This is a genomic window from Ruegeria atlantica (genome assembly GCF_013032005.1).
GTDB lineage: Bacteria > Pseudomonadota > Alphaproteobacteria > Rhodobacterales > Rhodobacteraceae > Ruegeria > Ruegeria atlantica_A.
In genome coordinates, this window is record NZ_WQBE01000006.1 from 166,713 (window position 1) to 185,535 (window position 18,823).

Sequence of the window (18,823 nt, forward strand, 5' to 3'; positions counted from 1 at the left end):
TCAAAGCCACTCAGGTATGGTATCGCGGTTTATGATTTCGTCAAAGCTTGGCCGTTCACGAATAACTGCAAATTGATCCCCATGTACCAGAACCTCAGGGATCAGGGGGCGCGTGTTATATTCGCTTGCCATCACCGCCCCATAGGCTCCGGCGCTGCGAAAGGCCACCAGATCACCCGGCGCCAGTGGTGGCATGTTGCGTTGTTTGGCAAAGGTATCACCGGTCTCACAGACCGGACCGACAATATCATAGGGTTGTTGTTCTAGGCCCGGCGCCGGTTCTTGCACGGCAACGATATCGTGATGCGCCTCGTACATGGCGGGGCGGATCAGGTCGTTCATGGCCCCGTCGAGGATCAGAAAATCGCGCCCCTCACCGGATTTCACATAAATCACCTTGCTGATCATCAAACCGGCATTGCCCGCGATCAGACGACCAGGTTCGATCTCGATCTCGCAATCCAGATGGCCCAGCGTTTTCTTGATCAACGCACCGTATTCTACGGGCAGCGGTGGTGCGTCATTGGCACGGGTATAGGGAATGCCCAAACCTCCGCCCAGATCGAGACGGCGGATATTGTGACCTTCGGCACGCAGCTGCTCAGTCAACTCTGCGACTTTGGTATAGGCCAGCTCGAACGGCTCCAGCTCGGTCAGTTGCGAGCCGATATGGACGTCGATGCCAATCACCTCAAGCCCGGGCAGGGACGCGGCGTGGGCATAGACCTCTGACGCGCGGGCGATGGGAATACCGAACTTGTTCTCGGACTTTCCTGTAGCGATCTTGGCGTGGGTTTTGGCATCAACATCCGGGTTAACCCGCACAGTGATAGGCGCAACCACACCCAATTCCAGCGCTACAGCGTTAATCACTTCCATCTCGGGCTCGGATTCGACGTTGAACTGACGGATGCCCCCGGTCAGCGCGGTGCGGATCTCATCCACAGTTTTGCCAACACCTGAGAACACGATTTTATCGCCGGACACACCCGCCGCCTTGGCGCGCAGGTATTCCCCGCCCGAGACCACATCCATCCCCGCGCCCGCCTGCGCCAGCGTTTTCAGGATCGCCTGATTACTGGCGGCTTTCATCGCATAGCATACAAGATGCTCGGTCCCTTCCAGCGCATCATCGAACAGCTGGAAATGGCGCAGTAAAGTCGCGGTGGAATAGACGTAAAACGGGGTCCCGACCGCGGCAGCGATTTCGGAGATTGGGACATCCTCGGCGTAAAGCGCGCCGTCGCGGTAGAGAAAGTGATCCATGACAGCGCGCTTAGACCAAAACCGCCCGGCGGATCAATGGATTCCGCACATCCGGCGCTATTCGGTCAGTTGGTGACAGAAACGCCAACCCGACCATAGCCCGAAATCGAAACGCCAGAGCTGCCGGAATTCGCCTCGGGTTCGGGGCGGGAGTTGTGCGAAGGCTCGCAGGCCGCAAGTACGGCAATAGTCAGGATCAGGCCGAAAATCTTCATGATGTCATCTTAGCTCAGGAAATTCGGCGCTAGGCCGATCATACGTGCGAACATGGGCGCCGCGTGGACAAAATGCAATTACCTCAGAGGATTAAACCCCAAGAAAAACACCCAATCCACCGCGCCGAAAGCCAACACCACCACCAACATAGGTGCCACTGCTTCCGACGCCTACATTGGCGCTCATCGTGGGTTGGATCGGCTCGCCATCTGCGCCACAGGCGGCCAGGGCAAACCCAGCCGCAATCAGCAGGACAACACGGAGAATTTGCATCATACCAACGCCCTCCATCGCTTGATCTGGGCCCGCACCTGATCCGGTGCGGTGCCGCCATAAGACTGGCGCGAGTTTACCGAATTTTGGACGGTAAGGACAGAATAGACGTCATCGGTGATATCTGCGTGGACCGATTGCATGTCCTCCAGCGTCAGGTCAGGCAAGTCGCAGCCTTTGCTTTCGGCCATGGCCACCAGCGATCCGGTCACATGGTGGGCGTCGCGGAACGGCAGGCCCAATACACGAACCAGCCAGTCAGCAAGGTCGGTAGCGGTCGAGAACCCCGAGCCCGCTGCCGCCGCAAGGCTCTCGCGGTTGGCAGTCATGTCCTTAACCATACCTTCCATCGCAGCCAGCGCCAGCATCCAATTGTCGGCGGCATCAAAGACCTGCTCCTTGTCTTCTTGCATGTCCTTGGAATAGGCCAGCGGCAGGCCTTTCATCACCATCATCAATGCGGTATTTGCACCGTAAATGCGGCCCACTTTGGCGCGGATTAACTCTGCAGCATCCGGGTTCTTCTTCTGCGGCATGATCGACGAACCAGTTGAAAACCGATCAGACAGGGTGACAAATCGGAACTGGGCCGAAGACCAGATCACCAGCTCTTCAGCAAAGCGCGACAGGTGCATGGCGCAGATCGAGGCGGTCGACAGGAACTCAAGCGCGAAATCGCGGTCGCTGACTGCATCCAGCGAGTTGGCGGCAGGCCGGTCAAAGCCCAGCGCCTCGGCCGTCATCTGGCGGTCGATGGGAAAAGACGTCCCAGCCAAGGCCGCCGCCCCCAAGGGGGATTCGTTCATCCGGGCTCGCGCATCGCGGACGCGGCTCAGGTCACGGCCAAACATCTCGACATAGGCCATCATGTGGTGGCCCCACGTCACCGGCTGTGCGGTTTGCAGATGGGTAAAGCCTGGCATGACCCAATCGGCCCCGGCCTCGGCCTGCGCCAAAAGCGCGCGGATCAGGGCCAGCAGGCCGCTCTCTGCCGCGTCCAGTTGATCACGCACCCACAGTTTGAAATCGGTCGCAACCTGGTCATTCCGGCTGCGGCCCGTGTGCAAACGACCTGCAGGCTCGCCAATAACCTCTTTCAGACGCGCTTCGACATTCATGTGGATGTCTTCCAGCGCGGTCGAGAACTGAAATTCCCCGTTCTGAATTTCTGACAAAACGGTGAGCAGCCCTTCCCGAATTGCCTGCGCATCACTATCAGTTATTACGCCTGTGGCAGCCAACATGGCGGCATGGGCGCGCGAGCCTGCGATGTCCTGGGCTGCCATCCGCTGATCGAACCCGATCGAGGCATTGATTGCCTCCATGATCGCGTCTGGACCGGCGGCAAAGCGGCCGCCCCACATCTGGTTCGAAGATTGATCGGTCATGTAAGAAAACCCGGAGTTGATATGCGCCTATTTCGTCTGATCCCCCTTTATATGGCCCTTGCGCTGGGTGCAAACGCCGCTTTGGCGACAGATGCCGAAACGCTTGGCCCGCTGCGTGATGGAACACTGAAACGCCTGATCCTGCACAAAGAACCCAAGCCCGCAAAAACAATCGAATTCCAGCTGGAAGATGAGGGCGGAGTTGGAACGCTTGAGGACTATGCCGGCAAGTATGTTCTGGTGAACTTCTGGGCCACGTGGTGTGCGCCTTGCCGCAAAGAGATGCCGCAGATTGCCGAGCTGCAAGAAGAGTTCGGCGGTGACAAGTTTGAGGTTCTGACCCTTGCCACCGGGCGCAACTCACCCGCCGGGATCAAGAAGTTCTTCGAGGAAAACGGCATCAATAACCTGCCGCGCCATCAGGACCCCGGTTCGGCCGCCGCGCGCGAGTTTGGCGTTGTTGCGTTGCCAATCACCGTTATTCTGGATCCTGAGGGTCAGGAAATTGCCCGGTTAATCGGCGATGCGGAATGGAATTCAGAAAGTGCCAAGGCGATTATCGCGACGCTTGTCGGCGCTGAAAGCTAAGCAAAACACATAAGAAAATTGCGAATCGTGTTATTCTCCCAACTATTAGTTTGGGGGGAATAGCTGTGAATTCTATTGCCATCTTGGCCGCGGCAGCCAGTGTCCTGTGCATTTCGGCGGCTGCCGCAGACGCCAAAGACATCAAAAAGAAGCAGCAATTCATGGATGCTGTCATCGGCAAGAAACTTGTGCGCAATAGGTACTGGTTTATCGTCGCGGCAGACGGCACGATTTACGGGGATACCGCCCAAAAAGGTAAAATCAAAGGTGCCTGGGTCTGGAACAAAAGGTACTACTGCCGAAATCTCTATATCGGGACCACGCAACTTCCTGTGGATTGTCAGAAAGTCACAATCGACGGAGACCAAGTAGTTTTTACACGTAAGAAGGGAAAAGGTAAGGCCGTGCCTATGACCATTTCCGACTAGGCAGAAAACACTGCATTCATATGTGCTAGAATAGAAATGGTCTTTTTGGGCCGGATTTTCTAATTGCTACCAGTGGAAAGGAGGCAACAATGAAACCAGTGGTTCTGTTGATCGGTCGCTTGCCGAATGTCATCGGCGACGTGGCGCGGCGTCTGGATCACATGCCTATCCAATGGCTGGGCGCGCATGATCAGGATGAGGTCCGGCGGCAACTGGATGCCGAACCCCGGATCGTCTGTGCGGTCATGGGCGCGGGCTTGGATGACAAGATCCGCGGCGAGATGGTCGGCATCATCGCAGCACGCAGGCCAGACATCTGCATACACCTGAAAGACAGGGCCTCGGGGCCTGATGGGCTGGTGCCCTTTGTCGAACGCGTGGTGCAGCACGAAGTCCTGGACACGTTCGAAGCTGGCTGACGCAACGCTACCTTTGACAGCGTCATTGCCGCTCTGCAATCTGTCGGGCGGGAGGAAAGAATGCCGCTTGAAATACTTCTGGTTCTGGTGGTCGGAGGCATCGTCGGCATCACCGTTCTGCTGCACCTGTCAGGGCGGTCACGCGTGCGCGAACTGACCCCCCAGACCGCGCGTTCGGAATGGCTGCGCCATGCGCCGGACGACGTAATTATTGATATAACAATCGCACATGACAAGCGGTCCGCCCTGATCCGAACCGAGACCGGTAATGGGCTGTTGTGGTCCTTTGGTGCCGATACGGTGGCGCGCCACCTTCTGGATTTCGACTGGATCGACCACCCCGAGGGTTTCGAAATTCAATTTCATGACTTCGGCACGCCCAAAGCCCTGATCCGCCTTGACGATTTCGAACGCCCCCACTGGCAAAACCTGATGGACCCCGCATGACCGACCAAGTGAGCTTTCCCGACGCCGTGCAATGGGCGGTGCCGTTCTTCATCGCCGCCATTCTGGCCGAGTTCCTGTGGATCGCTTTCAAAGGCAGGAGCGGACGGTATGAGACGCGCGATGCCGTCACCTCGCTGATCATGGGGGCGGGAAACATCGCCTCGGGGTTGCTGCTTGGGTTCATCGCATATGGCTTTTTCATGTGGCTGTGGCAGATCACGCCGCTGAACCTGGGCACCTCGATTCCGGTGATCATCCTGTGCTTTGTGCTGGATGATTTACGCTATTACTGGGTGCATCGGTTCGGTCACCGCATCCGCTGGGTCTGGGCCAGTCACGTGAACCACCACAGTTCTCAACACTACAATCTGACCACGGCGCTGCGTCAGACATGGACCTATACGTTTACCTTCATGATGGTGGTACGTGCGCCGCTGATCCTGCTGGGCTTCCACCCGGCGATGGTGCTGTTCTGCGGCGGTTTGAACCTGATCTATCAGTTCTGGATTCACACCGAGGCGATTGGGAAAATGCCCCGCTGGTTCGAGGCGGTGATGAACACCCCTAGCCACCACCGCGCCCATCATGGACGGAACGCGCGTTATCTGGATTGCAACTATGCCGGGGTTTTCATCATCTGGGACAAACTGTTTGGCACGTTTGTGCCCGAACAAAAGGACGACCGCGTCGATTACGGGCTGGTCCACAATATTGGCACGTTCAACCCGCTGCGCGTGGCCTTTCACGAATGGGTCAGTATCTGGCGCGACGCAACCCAGCCGGGGCTGACGTTGCGCGAACGTCTGGCCTATTGCTTTGCTCCACCGGGTTACAGCCATGATGGCAGCCGCGAAAGCTCGGAACAGATCAAAGCCCGGCATCTGGCGCGCCATCCCGAAGATCACGGAACGCCCGGTTTTGAACAACTTGAGGCCCAGACGCCCAATACACAGGCAAAACAGGCTTAAATCCGCCTGTTCGACTCTCTGCTTTCTTGAAAACGGGATTTCACATTCCATATTCAGCGGATGTGACCCGTAGCCAGTAACCGGAGGCCGCCATGACCCGTTTGATGACAGTATCGACCACACTTGGTTTGATCGGTCTAGCTTTGGCCATGTTGACGGCACTGACGGGTGGCCCCTCAACCATCGTTGCATTGGGCTTTGTCATGCTTGCACTGGGCTTCATGGGAGCCGTGGTCGGCGCCGCCGCTGTACTTGGGCGGGTTTGGGAATCCGCGCGCTGACACCTGGCAAATTCGCCCCTCTTAACCGCAGATTCATACCTTTGCCTTGAAATAAGGCCCTGACCGGTGACGTTAAGGGGCTTGGCAAGGACATGCGGGACAGGAAACAGGCAGATGCGCCCGAGGGTGCCGAAAGCCCGCTGAACGCGGCCGTCGCATCCCGTGACGAATCCTCAGTTCAGATGGCGACCGAGGCGGTAAAGCACAAACAATGCAAACTGGCCTTTCAGCCGGTCGTGCAGGCGCATCAACCATTCGGTGTAGCGTTCTACGAAGGGTTCATTCGGGTGCTGGACGAAACCGGGCGGGTTATTCCTGCACGGGATTTCATGCCGCAATTGGAAAACACCCCGATCGGGCGGGATCTGGATTGTGTCGCATTGGAAATGGGGTTGAGGACACTGATCAATAACCCCGAAATCCGCCTGTCCATCAACATGTCCGCACGTTCGATCGGCTATGCGCGGTATTCTCGGGTGTTAGATCGGTTTCTCAAGAAAGACGCCAATTTGGGCGAACGGCTGATCCTGGAAATTTCGGAAAGTTCGGCCATGACTGTGCCCGAGTTGGTGATCGATTTCATGGACCGGCTGCAACCCCGCGGCGTTGCGTTTGCGCTGGACGATTTCGGTGCCAGCAATTTCAGTTTCCGCCACTTTCGCGAGTTTTTGTTTGATGCCGCCAAGATCGACGGTCAGTTCGTCCGCGGAATTTCCGAAAACCCGGACAATCAAGCGTTGGTCCGGGCACTGGTCGCTGTGGCCCGGGAATTTGAAATTCTAGTAACCGCCGAATCGGTCGAAACCAGGGGCGATGCCGAATTCCTTGTGGCCAATGGCGTGGACTGCTTGCAGGGGTTTTTGTTCGGCGCACCCACTGTGTCGGGCCCTTGGAAAGACAAAAAACTTAAGAAAACCGGTAGTTAAAGTTTTAGAATCCATTTCCAATTTACCTGAGACAAGCTGACCGTTGCTGCAATTGCAGCGTTACGCTATTCCATGGGCAGTTGGAGCGGGGGATCATGAGGCGCTCTGGATCTTAGAGGCCGGACCTCTGCGATCTGCGTCATCACGGTTCCCACTGGACCTTGATGGTAAAGGATTGTCTATATGACTAACGTAGTAATCGCATCTGCAGCCCGTACCGGTGTCGGCAGTTTTGGCGGCTCGTTTGCAAACACACCCGCACATGACCTTGGCACTGCCGTACTCGAAGCAGTTGTAGAACGTGCCGGAGTTGACAAGGGTGAAGTCAGCGAAACCATCATGGGTCAGGTACTGACGGCTGCACAGGGCCAGAACCCGGCGCGTCAGGCCCATATCAATGCCGGTCTGCCGCAAGAAAGCGCGGCTTGGGGCATCAACCAGGTGTGTGGCTCGGGTCTGCGCGCGGTTGCGTTGGGCGCACAGCACATCCAGCTGGGCGATGCCGAAATCGTGGCCGCCGGTGGTCAGGAAAATATGACCCTTTCGCCCCATGCCGCCGCGCTGCGCGCCGGTCACAAGATGGGCGACATGAAATATATCGACACGATGATCCGCGATGGTCTGTGGGATGCCTTCAACGGCTATCACATGGGCCAAACCGCTGAAAACGTTGCTGAAAAATGGCAGATCAGCCGTGACATGCAGGACGAATTCGCCGTTGCCTCGCAGAACAAGGCCGAAGCGGCGCAAAAGGCTGGTAAATTCGCCGACGAAATCACACCCTTTACCATCAAGACCCGCAAGGGCGACATCGTGATGGACAAGGATGAATACATCCGCCACGGCGCAACCATGGAAGCCATGGGCAAGCTGCGCCCGGCCTTCACCAAGGATGGCTCGGTCACCGCAGCCAATGCCTCGGGCCTGAACGACGGTGCCGCTGCAACCCTGCTGATGTCAGCCGAAAACGCCGAAAAGCGCGGGATCGAGCCTCTGGCCCGCATCGCCTCTTACGCCACGGCGGGTCTGGACCCGGCGATCATGGGCGTTGGTCCGATCTATGCCTCGCGCAAAGCGCTGGAAAAAGCGGGCTGGTCGGTTGACGACCTGGATCTGGTTGAAGCCAACGAAGCCTTTGCTGCGCAGGCTTGTGCCGTGAACAAGGACATGGGTTGGGACCCATCCATCGTGAACGTCAACGGTGGCGCAATCGCCATCGGCCACCCGATCGGCGCATCGGGCTGCCGCGTTCTGAACACCCTGCTGTTCGAAATGAAGCGCCGCGACGCGAAAAAGGGTCTGGCGACCCTTTGCATCGGCGGCGGTATGGGTGTCGCCCTGTGTGTGGAGCGCGACTAAGTGCTTTGACAACTAAATGAAAAAGGGCGTCTACTGGGCGCCCTTTTTTGTTACATTCCGGCCTTATCCCTTAGATGCGACAATATCGCCGAACAGAAAGATCAAAACGAAGACGAAACGATATTGCGCAGCAATCTCTCTCAGAGTAACAGAATTACCAAGTCAGACTTAATTGGAGGATTCCTCAATGGCACGTACAGCACTCGTCACCGGCGGTTCCCGCGGCATCGGCGCATCAATTTCCAAGGCGCTCAAGGCTGAAGGCTACAATGTTGCAGCCACCTATGCCGGCAATGACGAAGCCGCCGCAAAATTCACCGAGGAAACCGGCATCGCCACCTACAAGTGGAACGTGGCCGACTATGACGAATCGAAAGCGGGCATCGAAAAGGTCGAAGCCGAAGTTGGCCCGATCGACATCGTGGTCGCCAATGCAGGCATCACCCGCGATGCCCCGTTCCACAAAATGACCCCTGAGCAGTGGCATCAGGTGATCGACACCAACCTGACCGGCGTTTTCAACACCGTCCACCCGGTATGGTCCGGCATGCGCGAGCGCAAGTTTGGCCGTGTGATCGTCATCAGCTCGATCAATGGTCAGAAAGGCCAGTTCGCGCAGGTGAACTATGCCGCGACCAAAGCGGGTGATCTCGGTATTGTGAAATCCCTCGCGCAAGAAGGGGCTCGTGCTGGTATCACCGCGAACGCCATCTGCCCCGGCTACATCGCAACCGAGATGGTGATGGCGGTTCCCGAGAAGGTTCGTGAATCCATCATCGGTCAAATCCCGGCTGGTCGACTGGGCGAGCCCGAGGAAATCGCGCGCTGCGTGGCATTTCTGGCGTCGGACGATTCTCAGTTCATCAATGGCTCGACAATTTCGGCCAACGGTGCGCAGTTCTTCGTCTGATCTGCAGACCCACGAACAATTCAGGCCGGTCCTTTTGGATCGGCCTTTTTCGTTCTGAAACCGACAGTTAAAGAATTGCACGTCTTCCCGGTGGCTGTATTCTTTCAAAGCAGATCGGTGAAAAAGGTCACGGCCCTATGACAAAAGCTCAGGCAACAGCGATTGGGTTTGTGGCTGTGCTGCTGTGGTCTTTACTGGCGCTGTTCACAGTCGGCTCGACCCCAACCCCACCGCTTTTGCTGAACGCCATCTGTTTTTCTATCGGCGGCACGCTGGGCCTGATCTGGACATGGGCCAACGGCGGTTTGCCCCAATTTCGGGCGGTGCCCTGGACAACATATCTGTTCGGTGCCACGGGCCTGTTCGGCTATCACGCGCTTTATTTTTCGGCCCTGCGCATGGCTCCAGCAGCTGAGGCTGGGTTGATCGCCTATCTCTGGCCCCTGCTGATCGTGCTGTTTTCCGGGCTATTGCCGGGCGAGCATCTGCGTATCGGTCATCTGTTTGGGGCCTGTCTGGGCTTTGCCGGAGCTGCGATCATCATCGCAGGAGGCGGTAGCGCAGGGGTTCAGACCGCTCATCTACCGGGGTATGGGCTGGCGCTGCTGTGCGCGCTGACATGGTCGGGATATTCTGTCCTGTCGCGCCGTTTGGGGGACACTCCGACCAGTTCGGTCGCCGTGTTCTGCATCGCGGCGGCGATTGCCTCGGGCGCGCTGCATCTGGCCGTTGAAGAAACCGTCTGGCCCGACAACGCCTTTGGCTGGGCTTCGGTCGTGGCACTGGGTCTGGGGCCGGTGGGTCTAGCGTTTTATGTGTGGGATATCGGGGTAAAGCAGGGTGACATACAAATCCTCGGTACTGCTTCTTACGCGGCACCGCTGCTGTCTACGCTGGCTTTGGTTGGGGTCGGGATCGCCGCCCCGTCCTGGGGTCTGGCGATCGCGGCCGTGTTGATCACTGGCGGCGCGGCCATTGCCGCGCGGGCGAGCTTGCGTCGCTAGGCTGACAGGCGCTCGATCTCTTCTTTTAGCTTAAGCTTCTGCTTTTTGAGTTGTGCAATATGGAGATCGTCGATGCCAGGCGAGCGTTGGGCTTGTTCAACTTCAAGACCGAGTGTTTCGTGCTTTTTCTTCAGTTCGGTCAGGTGTGCGCTCACGCTCATGGCGATACTCCTCTGTTGGTGTCTGAGTTTCACGTAAGAAGTTGATCACATCGTTTCCACCCTGTCACGCTGCATACGCACAGATTCTGTAATAAATCCGACAAATTCGGCTGGTTACTGCCTATTGGCCGGACAATCCCGGCAGGGCGGCAGCATCGCGCAGCACCGCCGAAACCTGCGGTGTGTAGCTTTCACCGTCTTTTTCGTGGCGCGCGCCTGCATGCAAAATCAACGGCGCATGCAACCGAAACGCGGCCTTTCCGCCCTTTTTGGCGCGTAAAATCACTAATTCGGCAGCCCGACCCGCGCGTGCCGCCAAAGGCAACACCTCGACTGAGCCCAGGCGCCCCGTACAGCACGCAAGCATATCTGGCAAACGGTCGGCCTTTTGGATCATGTGCAAATAGCCGCGCGGTGCGAGACGTTTGGCCGCAGTGTCGAACCAAACACCCAGTGGTGTGCCCTCACCTAGCGCGATTGCCCGTCCGTCATCCGCAGCGGCACTGTGCGCTCCGGCGCGGTAATAGGGCGGGTTGGCGATGACATGGTCAAACTGGCGCTGTTTCAGATCGGCAGGCAGGGCGGCAAGATCGGCCTCGACCACCTCGAACGACGCGGCGTTCTCGGCGGCGTTGCGACGGGCCAGCGCGGCATAGCTGGCCTGCAATTCCACCCCGACCCCTTGCAATCCCGGCACACGCGCCAGAAGGCACAGGATCGCTGCGCCTGCCCCGCAGCCCAGTTCCAGAACGGTGTGACCACGTGTCGCCGGAACCGAGGCAGCCAGTAAGACCGGGTCCACGCCGGCACGATATCCCGAACGCGGTTGCCACAGGCGCACACGGCCGTTCAAAAAATCGTTACAGGTCAGATCATTATCCGGCAAATGGCTCATCGACCCAGCGGAATCTCATTATCGCGCATCACCCGTTCAGCCCGCGTCAGGTCATCAGCCCGCACCATCAGACGACGGGGGAAGATTCCGATGCCGCCTTCGAGGATGCTCATATTTACGTCCATCTGAAAGCAGTCTATATCCTCACCCTCAAGAAGGGCCGAAGCAAAGGCCAGGATCGTCGGATCGGTGCTGCGCAAAAGTTCTTTCATAGGGATGGATGTAAGGGCAAGGTAAGTCGAAAGTCGAGCCTTGTATCAGGAGTGTGATGGAAATCGACGCGATCACAAAACCGCATGAGCGGCTGGCCGACCTTCTGACCAGCGAAATGGCTGCGGTGAATGAGCTGATCCGCACGCGCATGGCCTCTGATCACGCGCCGCGCATCCCCGAAGTGACAGCACATCTGGTTGAAGCCGGTGGCAAACGTCTGCGTCCGATGCTGACCCTGGCGGCCGCACGTCTGTTCGGTTACGCGGGCGACCACCATGTGCGGCTGGCCGCGACGGTTGAGTTCATCCACACGGCGACCCTACTGCATGACGATGTGGTGGACGAAAGCGCCCAGCGGCGTGGCCGCCCAACGGCGAACCTGCTGTGGGACAACAAATCCAGCGTTCTGGTGGGCGATTACCTGTTCTCCCGCAGTTTCCAGTTGATGGTTGAGACCGGGTCACTGCGTGTCCTGGATATTCTGGCCAATGCCTCGGCCACCATTGCCGAAGGTGAAGTGCTACAGATGACCGCGGCCACCGATCTGGGCACGGATGAGGCGATTTACCTGCAGGTTGTACGCGGCAAGACTGCCGCCCTGTTCTCGGCCGCGACCGAGGTTGGCGGTGTAATCGCCGGAGCGTCCGAGGAACAGGTCAAGGCGCTGTATGACTATGGCGATGCTTTGGGCATTGCCTTCCAAATCGCTGATGATCTGCTGGATTATCAAGGTGATAGCAAGGCCACCGGTAAAAATGTCGGCGACGATTTCCGCGAACGCAAGTTGACCCTGCCGGTGATCAAGGCCGTGGCGCAATCCACCCCTGATGAACATGCCTTTTGGGAGCGCACGATTGGCCGGGGTCGTCAGGAAGAGGGTGACCTGGACCACGCGCTGAGCCTGATGGGAAAATACGGCACGCTTGACGCCACCCGGTCAGATGCGTTCGACTGGGCCGCCAAGGCCAAGGATGCGCTGGCGCCCCTGCCCGATCATGAGATTCGCACGCTGCTGCGTGATCTGGCCGATTACGTGGTTTCGCGCCTCAATTAAGCTGCACCGCACGGCACCACCAATCGGGATGGGCCGCGCCGATCTCGTACGCTGCGAAATGCGCGTCCTTCATTGTGGGATAGAGCGCGAAACAGGTCGAACCTGACCCCGACATGCGGGCCAACAGCGCCCGCGTAGTCAATCGCAGTGAATCCAGCACAAACTCAATTTCGCGGGCGATGCCCATTGCGGGGATTTCCAGATCATTCCGCTGGTCATGCAACCATTCGGCGCAGGCCCCGGCATTCTCGAATTCCGGGATATCAGTCGGCATGGGCAGGTTGTCCCGCCGGGCCAACGCCTGGAACACCGAAGATGTGGGCACCGGAATACCCGGGTTGACCAGAACTGCGGGCAAATTCGGAAGGGACACGGACGTTAGCCTATCGCCAATTCCCTGCATTCGTGTCGCTTGGGCGGCCATGCAAACAGATACATCAGCACCCAGAGAAACAGGCAGGTCCTCTGGTATGTCGACTCCCTGACCAGACAACGCCCAAAGGGTCGCGGCGGCGTCAGACGAACCGCCGCCAATCCCGCCACCATGCGGCAGCACCTTGTTCAGATCGATATGGCCCGTCCACCCGGCGGCTTGGGCCGCTTTCCAGACCAGATTGCGACTGTCCGCAGGCACGCCTGCCGCGTGTTCTCCGGTGACTGAGATCGACAATTCAGGGTCTGGTGTAAACTGCAACCTGTCGCCCACATCAGCAAATACGACCAGCGAATCCAACAGGTGATATCCATCAACCCGCTGGCCGGTCACATGCAGAGTCAGGTTGATCTTGGCGGGCGCGAAGGCCTTAGTTGCCATTGGCGACCTTCAACGGTTCCGCCCCTTCTTCGGCCAGAACCTCGTCGAGGCCAATCTCTAGCTTGCGACGGATACGGTCGGGATCAGCCTCGGCATCCGTGTCTTCGGGATCAATGAAGGACAGGGCGCGTTTCCACTGGAACTCAGCCTCGCGCGCGCGGCCCACAGCCCAATAGACATCACCCAGATGATCATTCACCACTGGATCAACCGCCATCAGCTCGACCGCGCGCTCCATATGTTCGACCGCCTCATCATAGCGGCCCAGACGGAACAGAACCCAGCCCAGACTGTCGACGATATAACCGCTGTCGGGGCGCGCCGCGACGGCGCGTTCGATCATGTTCAGCGCCTCGTCCAGTTTTTCGCGCCGTTCGACCAGGGAATATCCCAAATAGTTCAGCACCTGCGGCTGATCTGGGTTCAACTCTAGCGCGCGGCGGAAATCGGCCTCGGCCTGATCCCATTGCTTGAGCCGTTCGTGCGAGATGCCACGGGCATAGTGCAAAAACCAGTTCCCACCCTCGGTCAGTTCGATGGCACGATCATAAGACGCGACAGCGCTGGTGTATTCTTCTTGCTGGCGTTGCAGATCGGCCAGAGCTACATGAACGCTGGGCAGGTTTGGGTTCTGGCTGGCCAGGGTCTGCAACACCTCGGCAGCAGCATCCTTTTTGTCCGACCGGCTAAGCACCTCGGCCCGGCCAAGTTCAGCCGCGTGATAATCACTGCTGCTGGCGGGTACCTGACGATAGGCTTCCACGGCCAGATCATATTGCTCCAGCACGTCCAGCAATTCGGCACTCAGCAAGATCGCATCCACATGTCCGGGACGCAGGAACGCAGCCGTGCGCACATAAAGCAGGACATAGTTCTGCGCCGCCTCATTGCTCAGCGCTGCGCCGACGGAAAAGAAAACCTCGGCCATGCCATCTTGCGCGGATTGAACATGGGTGAACGGCAGGGTGTCACCATCGGACAGGCGCGCCACATAACCTTCGATCGACGGGTCGCTGCCGGCCGCAAATACCTCACCCAGAAATTGCTGTGCCTCTTCATTGCGGTCCAGTTGCGACAAAACCTCGGCCCGGGCCAAAGCGGCCCGTCGCGAAAAGCGGGCAACCGCACCGTTATGGGCCGTGAATACTTCTTCGGCCCCTTCAAAATCGCCAACCGAGGCCAGCGCCAGCGCCTTGTGGTACAGTGCAAAGTCGCGCAAGCCATCCTGCGTTGCGACCTCGTCAAACTGCTCCATCGCGCGGGTCATGGCCCCTTGGCCAATGTATGCCCATCCCTGTACCAAACCGTCGACCAAAGGCCCCACGCCTTGCGTTTCGGGATCACGGGCCAGCAATTCATCCAGTTTGCCGTCGGCCACCAGATTGGCGGTGATCACCATCCTTGCTGCCTGACTGGGCAGACCGGCATCCTCAATCATCTGCGCAACAGGCAGCGCGCGTGCCACATCGCCCAGCGCCAGCCGTGCGACAACCACGCTTTCCAACAATGCTGCATTTTCAGGATCGGCTTTCAGGGCCTGCGCATAGTATTTTTCAGCGGCTGAATAGTCGTTCTGATAGATGGCCTGACGGCCAGCCAAATACGCACCGGACCCCGAATCCGCTACAGCTGGAAGCACAATCGACGAGGTGAAGAGCGCAGCCATTGCGGCGCGACGAACCAGAGAAATCACCAAAATCCTGCCTTGCTATTCTTGTCTGCGCAATAAGCTAGGGCTTTGGCTGGCAAGAGGCAATGGCAGAGCCTTCACGACCCTGCCAGTGCCCGGTTTTTTGCTTACATATTTGGATAGTTTGGCCCGTCGCCACCCTGCGGCGTGGTCCAAGTGATGTTCTTGCTGGGGTCCTTGATGTCGCAGGTCTTGCAGTGGACGCAGTTCTGGAAGTTGATCACGAAGCGCGGACTGCCTTCATCCTCGACCATCTCATACACACCCGCCGGGCAATAGCGCTGCGCCGGTTCGTCGTATTTGGGCAGGTTGACTTTGACCGGGATGTCCGGGTCCGCCAGTTTCAGGTGGCAGGGCTGGCTTTCCTCGTGATTGGTCATCGCAAACGAGACGTTGGTTAGGCGGTCAAACGACAGCGTGCCATCGGGTTTGGGATAATCGATAGGCTTGTGTTTGCTGGCCTCTTCGGTCGAATCCGCGTCGTTCTTGCCATGGCCCACTGTGCCCAACAGCGAAAAGCCCAGCGTGTTGGTCCACATATCCAGACCGCCCAGCATCAGGCTGGCGGTCAGACCCCATTTCGACCAGATCGGCTTGACGTTTCGCACCTTTTTCAGATCGCTGCCGATCGGGCCATTGCGCACATCGGTCTCGTAATCGGTCAGCTCATCGCCCGAGCGTTCTGCCTTGATGGCGTCAAAGGCGGCTTCAGCCGCGGCTTTGCCCGACAGCATCGCGTTGTGATTGCCCTTGATGCGCGGCACGTTGACCATGCCCGCCGAACAGCCCAACAGCGCCACGCCCGGCGCTACCAGTTTCGGCATCGACTGATAGCCGCCTTCGGTGATCGCACGGGCACCGTAGGCCACGCGCTTGCCGCCCTTCAGCAGCTCGGCCACCATCGGATGATGCTTGAAGCGCTGAAACTCCATATACGGGTACAGGTGCGGGTTTTTATAGTTCAGGTGGACCACAAACCCGACATAGACCTGATTGTTTTCAAGGTGATAGATAAAGGATCCGCCGCCCGCGTTGCTGCCCAGAGGCCAGCCCATCGTATGCGTGACGGTGCCTTCCTTGTGCTTGGCGGGGTCGATCTCCCAGATCTCTTTCATGCCGACGCCGTATTTTTGCACCTCTTTGCCAGCCTGCAGGTCGTATTTGGCGATGACCTCTTTGGACAGCGAGCCGCGCACGCCTTCGGACAGGAAGACATATTTGCCGTGCAGCTCCATACCAGGTTCGGTGTTGGGGCCGTATGAGCCGTCGGGTTCCAGGCCAAACACCCCGGCCACGACGCCTTTAACCTCGCCGTTGTCGCCGTAAACCAGCTCTGAACACGCCATGCCGGGGAATATTTCCACGCCCAGCTCTTCGGCCTGTTCCGCCATCCAGCGGCAAACATTCCCCATCGAGACGATGTAGTTGCCGTGGTTGTTCATCAGCGGCGGCATCGGGAAGTTGGGAATACGGATCTTACCCGCCTCGCCCAGCATGTAGAAATTGTCTTCGGTCACCGGCGTGTTCAACGGCGCGCCTTTTTCCTTCCAGTCGGGGATCAGCGCATCCAGACCACAGGGGTCCAAAACCGCGCCCGACAGGATATGCGCGCCCACTTCCGAGCCTTTTTCCAGAACAACCACGTTCAGGTCCGCGTCCAGCTGTTTCAGACGGATGGCTGCCGAAAGGCCCGCCGGGCCTGCACCCACGATAACCACATCGTATTCCATCGCTTCGCGTTCAATCTCGGCCATCGCGGGCTCCTTAGCTAACTTTCCGAATTGGCGCTTTCTACATGCTGTCGGCGCAATATTGTTTCACGGCTGATTACATGGTTGCTAAGACCTTGGTCAATCAAAACACGGCGTAACATTGCTGCAATGCGGCAGTTATGTATCGGGAGAGTCCCCCATAAGGTACCTGGGACCGCTACCATGGCATTTGGCGCGGTCGTCCGGGTTGTAAAGGGCGCATTTCGGAAGGCTGAGGCAGCCACAGCCGATGCACCCATCCAGATTGTCGCGCAACCGCGTCAAGGTAGCGATTCGCTGATCCAGACGGTCACGCAGCCCGACACTGATTTTCTGCCAATCCTTTGGCGTTGGTGTGCGGTTGCCAGGCAAGTCGGACAAAACATCCTTGATCTCGGGCAACGTCAGGCCAAACTGCTGGGCGATCATGATGAAACTCAACCGCCGAATATCAGCGCGCTGATATCGCCGCTGCCCACCCGCATTGCGCCAGGGCGCGATCAGCCCCTGCGCCTCGTAGTACCGGATGGCCGACACAGCCAACCCCGTGCGCCGGGCCAATGCGCCAATTGCCAGCCCTTCGGAAACTGCCATTATCCTCATTTAATTCCTTGACCTAAAGTTAGGTTTAGAAATTACAGTGAGTCGTGACAAGCCTCAATTCGCAAAGGAGACCCCATGATGGCGACGCTTGAACACACCAACTTCACCGTTCGCGACCCGCAGGCTTCGGCCGCGTGGATGCACAAGGTGTTTGGTTGGAAAACCCGCTGGGAAGGCCCGGCCATTGCGGGCGGCTATACCGTGCATGTAGGCAGCGCGCATACCTATCTGGCGCTTTATGCGCCCAGCGATCCGCAGCAATCCGGCGAAAGCAGTTACGACATCATTGGAGGGCTGAATCATGTGGGTGTTTTGGTCGAAGATATCGACGCCACCGAGCAGCAAGTGATCAAAGCCGGCTTCACGCCCAAGTCACATGCGGATTATGAGCCCGGAAAACGGTTCTACTTTGACGACGACAATGGCATCGAATTCGAAGTGATTAGTTACAACTAGGGCGTTCCGGGAAACATCTTACAAACTCGTTATCGCCAATACCCCGAGAGCACGAAATGCGGCAGGGTATTGGCGATTCAAACTTTTCCCGAACAACATAGGCCGTAATCCGCCCGCTGCGGGGCCAAGACCTCTTGCAATTCACGCCTCATTTAGGTCAGGTATTTGCCAACCCATCAATTCGCCCCGACGCTGGTTCCATGCGGCGGGGCGCATCAATTTATGCGTGGACGACAAGACCATGGAAAAAATTCCGATGACGCCTACGGGCAATGCCGCGCTTGCGGCAGAGCTGAAAAACCTGAAATCCGTTGAGCGCCCAGCTATCATCGAGGCCATTGCTACGGCCCGTGAATTGGGTGACCTGAAGGAAAACGCCGAATATCATTCGGCCCGCGAAAAACAGGGCTTTATCGAAGGCCGTATCAAAGAGCTGGAAGGCATCCTATCGCTGGCCGATGTGATCGACCCCGCCAAGCTGTCGGGTGCGATCAAATTCGGCGCCAAGGTCACGCTGGTCGATGAGGACACTGACGAGGAAAAGACCTGGCAGATCGTGGGTGAGTATGAGGCCAATATCGAAAACGGTCTGCTCAACATCAAATCCCCCATCGCCCGCGCCCTGATCGGCAAGGACGAAGGTGACAGTGTCGAAGTCCGCACCCCCGGTGGTGTGCGGTCTTACGAAGTCCTGAGTATCGAGTACGCCTGAC

24 protein-coding genes are annotated in these 18,823 nt (G+C 58.0%); 13 read left to right on the top strand and 11 right to left on the bottom strand.

The annotated features are described in order from the left end of the window. The 4 genes from lysA to argH form a co-directional block, all read right to left on the bottom strand. Nucleotides 1-1,266, bottom strand: coding sequence for a diaminopimelate decarboxylase (gene lysA / locus GOX21_RS13195; protein WP_170377778.1), 1,266 nt, complete (start codon nucleotides 1,264-1,266; stop codon nucleotides 1-3). 65 nt (nucleotides 1,267-1,331) lie between these two features. After that, on the bottom strand, nucleotides 1,332-1,481 hold the full coding sequence (locus GOX21_RS13200; RefSeq protein ID WP_170350645.1) for a hypothetical protein: 150 nt from the start codon (nucleotides 1,479-1,481) through the stop codon (nucleotides 1,332-1,334). Nucleotides 1,482-1,572: 91 nt separating this feature from the next. Beyond that, the gene (locus GOX21_RS13205) at nucleotides 1,573-1,758 is read right to left on the bottom strand and encodes an argininosuccinate lyase (protein ID WP_413247489.1); all 186 of its coding nucleotides are present in this window, start codon (nucleotides 1,756-1,758) and stop codon (nucleotides 1,573-1,575) included. Continuing rightward, complete coding sequence (gene argH / locus GOX21_RS13210) at nucleotides 1,755-3,143, bottom strand: argininosuccinate lyase (protein WP_170377780.1); 1,389 nt, start codon at nucleotides 3,141-3,143, stop codon at nucleotides 1,755-1,757. The genes GOX21_RS13205 and argH overlap by 4 nt, the downstream gene beginning before the upstream one ends. A gap of 21 nt (nucleotides 3,144-3,164) precedes the next feature. Between argH and GOX21_RS13215 the strand changes: the two genes are divergently transcribed. The 10 genes from GOX21_RS13215 to yddG all read left to right on the top strand — a co-directional run bounded on the left by GOX21_RS13215 (nucleotide 3,165) and on the right by yddG (nucleotide 10,473). Continuing rightward, complete coding sequence (locus tag GOX21_RS13215) at nucleotides 3,165-3,731, top strand: TlpA disulfide reductase family protein (protein WP_170361358.1); 567 nt, start codon at nucleotides 3,165-3,167, stop codon at nucleotides 3,729-3,731. A 65-nt stretch (nucleotides 3,732-3,796) separates the two neighbouring features. Further along, nucleotides 3,797-4,159, top strand: coding sequence for a hypothetical protein (locus GOX21_RS13220; RefSeq protein ID WP_170377783.1), 363 nt, complete (start codon nucleotides 3,797-3,799; stop codon nucleotides 4,157-4,159). A gap of 89 nt (nucleotides 4,160-4,248) precedes the next feature. Then, nucleotides 4,249-4,578 carry a hypothetical protein gene (locus GOX21_RS13225; RefSeq protein ID WP_170350651.1) on the top strand — a complete coding sequence of 110 codons (330 nt, stop codon included), beginning with the start codon at nucleotides 4,249-4,251 and terminating at the stop codon, nucleotides 4,576-4,578. A 60-nt stretch (nucleotides 4,579-4,638) separates the two neighbouring features. Further along, a complete protein-coding gene (locus tag GOX21_RS13230; protein ID WP_170350652.1) occupies nucleotides 4,639-5,025 on the top strand; it encodes a hypothetical protein in 387 nt (128 codons plus the stop codon). After that, entirely contained in the window at nucleotides 5,022-5,993 is a 972-nt protein-coding gene (locus GOX21_RS13235; RefSeq protein WP_170377785.1) for a sterol desaturase family protein, read from the top strand. Before GOX21_RS13230 ends, GOX21_RS13235 begins: the two co-directional genes overlap by 4 nt. A gap of 92 nt (nucleotides 5,994-6,085) precedes the next feature. Further along, complete coding sequence (locus GOX21_RS13240) at nucleotides 6,086-6,274, top strand: hypothetical protein (protein ID WP_170350656.1); 189 nt, start codon at nucleotides 6,086-6,088, stop codon at nucleotides 6,272-6,274. A gap of 92 nt (nucleotides 6,275-6,366) precedes the next feature. Continuing rightward, nucleotides 6,367-7,200 carry an EAL domain-containing protein gene (locus tag GOX21_RS13245; RefSeq protein WP_170377787.1) on the top strand — a complete coding sequence of 278 codons (834 nt, stop codon included), beginning with the start codon at nucleotides 6,367-6,369 and terminating at the stop codon, nucleotides 7,198-7,200. A 183-nt stretch (nucleotides 7,201-7,383) separates the two neighbouring features. Further along, nucleotides 7,384-8,559 (top strand): acetyl-CoA C-acetyltransferase, encoded by a 1,176-nt coding sequence (locus tag GOX21_RS13250; protein WP_170350658.1) that lies wholly within the window; start codon nucleotides 7,384-7,386, stop codon nucleotides 8,557-8,559. Between the two features lie 187 nt (nucleotides 8,560-8,746). Continuing rightward, nucleotides 8,747-9,469, top strand: coding sequence for an acetoacetyl-CoA reductase (gene phbB / locus GOX21_RS13255; RefSeq protein ID WP_170350661.1), 723 nt, complete (start codon nucleotides 8,747-8,749; stop codon nucleotides 9,467-9,469). A gap of 137 nt (nucleotides 9,470-9,606) precedes the next feature. Beyond that, a complete protein-coding gene (gene yddG, locus GOX21_RS13260) occupies nucleotides 9,607-10,473 on the top strand; it encodes an aromatic amino acid exporter YddG (protein WP_170377789.1) in 867 nt (288 codons plus the stop codon). Here the strand turns inward: yddG and GOX21_RS13265 are convergent. The 3 genes from GOX21_RS13265 to GOX21_RS13275 form a co-directional block, all read right to left on the bottom strand. Continuing rightward, entirely contained in the window at nucleotides 10,470-10,634 is a 165-nt protein-coding gene (locus GOX21_RS13265) for a YdcH family protein (protein WP_170350663.1), read from the bottom strand. The genes yddG and GOX21_RS13265 overlap by 4 nt on opposite strands. A gap of 121 nt (nucleotides 10,635-10,755) precedes the next feature. Then, entirely contained in the window at nucleotides 10,756-11,529 is a 774-nt protein-coding gene (locus GOX21_RS13270) for a tRNA1(Val) (adenine(37)-N6)-methyltransferase (RefSeq protein ID WP_170377791.1), read from the bottom strand. After that, a complete protein-coding gene (locus GOX21_RS13275) occupies nucleotides 11,526-11,741 on the bottom strand; it encodes a putative signal transducing protein (RefSeq protein WP_037316655.1) in 216 nt (71 codons plus the stop codon). The genes GOX21_RS13270 and GOX21_RS13275 overlap by 4 nt, the downstream gene beginning before the upstream one ends. 56 nt (nucleotides 11,742-11,797) lie before the next feature. On the opposite strand from GOX21_RS13275, the gene GOX21_RS13280 reads away from it, so the two are divergent. After that, a complete protein-coding gene (locus tag GOX21_RS13280) occupies nucleotides 11,798-12,796 on the top strand; it encodes a polyprenyl synthetase family protein (protein WP_170377792.1) in 999 nt (332 codons plus the stop codon). On the opposite strand, the gene GOX21_RS13285 is transcribed toward GOX21_RS13280, so the two are convergent. The 4 genes from GOX21_RS13285 to soxR all read right to left on the bottom strand — a co-directional run bounded on the left by GOX21_RS13285 (nucleotide 12,789) and on the right by soxR (nucleotide 17,645). Then, a complete protein-coding gene (locus tag GOX21_RS13285; protein WP_170377794.1) occupies nucleotides 12,789-13,610 on the bottom strand; it encodes a 4-(cytidine 5'-diphospho)-2-C-methyl-D-erythritol kinase in 822 nt (273 codons plus the stop codon). The genes GOX21_RS13280 and GOX21_RS13285 overlap by 8 nt on opposite strands. Beyond that, a complete protein-coding gene (locus GOX21_RS13290; protein WP_170361618.1) occupies nucleotides 13,600-15,276 on the bottom strand; it encodes a tetratricopeptide repeat protein in 1,677 nt (558 codons plus the stop codon). Before GOX21_RS13290 ends, GOX21_RS13285 begins: the two co-directional genes overlap by 11 nt. A 131-nt stretch (nucleotides 15,277-15,407) precedes the next feature. Continuing rightward, a complete protein-coding gene (locus GOX21_RS13295; protein ID WP_170361346.1) occupies nucleotides 15,408-17,054 on the bottom strand; it encodes an electron transfer flavoprotein-ubiquinone oxidoreductase in 1,647 nt (548 codons plus the stop codon). A gap of 135 nt (nucleotides 17,055-17,189) precedes the next feature. Then, nucleotides 17,190-17,645, bottom strand: a complete 456-nt coding sequence (gene soxR, locus GOX21_RS13300) for a redox-sensitive transcriptional activator SoxR (protein ID WP_170350673.1) — start codon at nucleotides 17,643-17,645, stop codon at nucleotides 17,190-17,192. An 84-nt stretch (nucleotides 17,646-17,729) separates the two neighbouring features. On the opposite strand from soxR, the gene GOX21_RS13305 reads away from it, so the two are divergent. Continuing rightward, nucleotides 17,730-18,110: a VOC family protein gene (locus tag GOX21_RS13305; protein ID WP_170377796.1), complete on the top strand. Its 381-nt coding sequence runs from the start codon at nucleotides 17,730-17,732 to the stop codon at nucleotides 18,108-18,110. A gap of 241 nt (nucleotides 18,111-18,351) precedes the next feature. After that, complete coding sequence (greA, locus tag GOX21_RS13310; RefSeq protein ID WP_058282071.1) at nucleotides 18,352-18,822, top strand: transcription elongation factor GreA; 471 nt, start codon at nucleotides 18,352-18,354, stop codon at nucleotides 18,820-18,822. Nucleotide 18,823 lies beyond the last annotated feature (1 nt).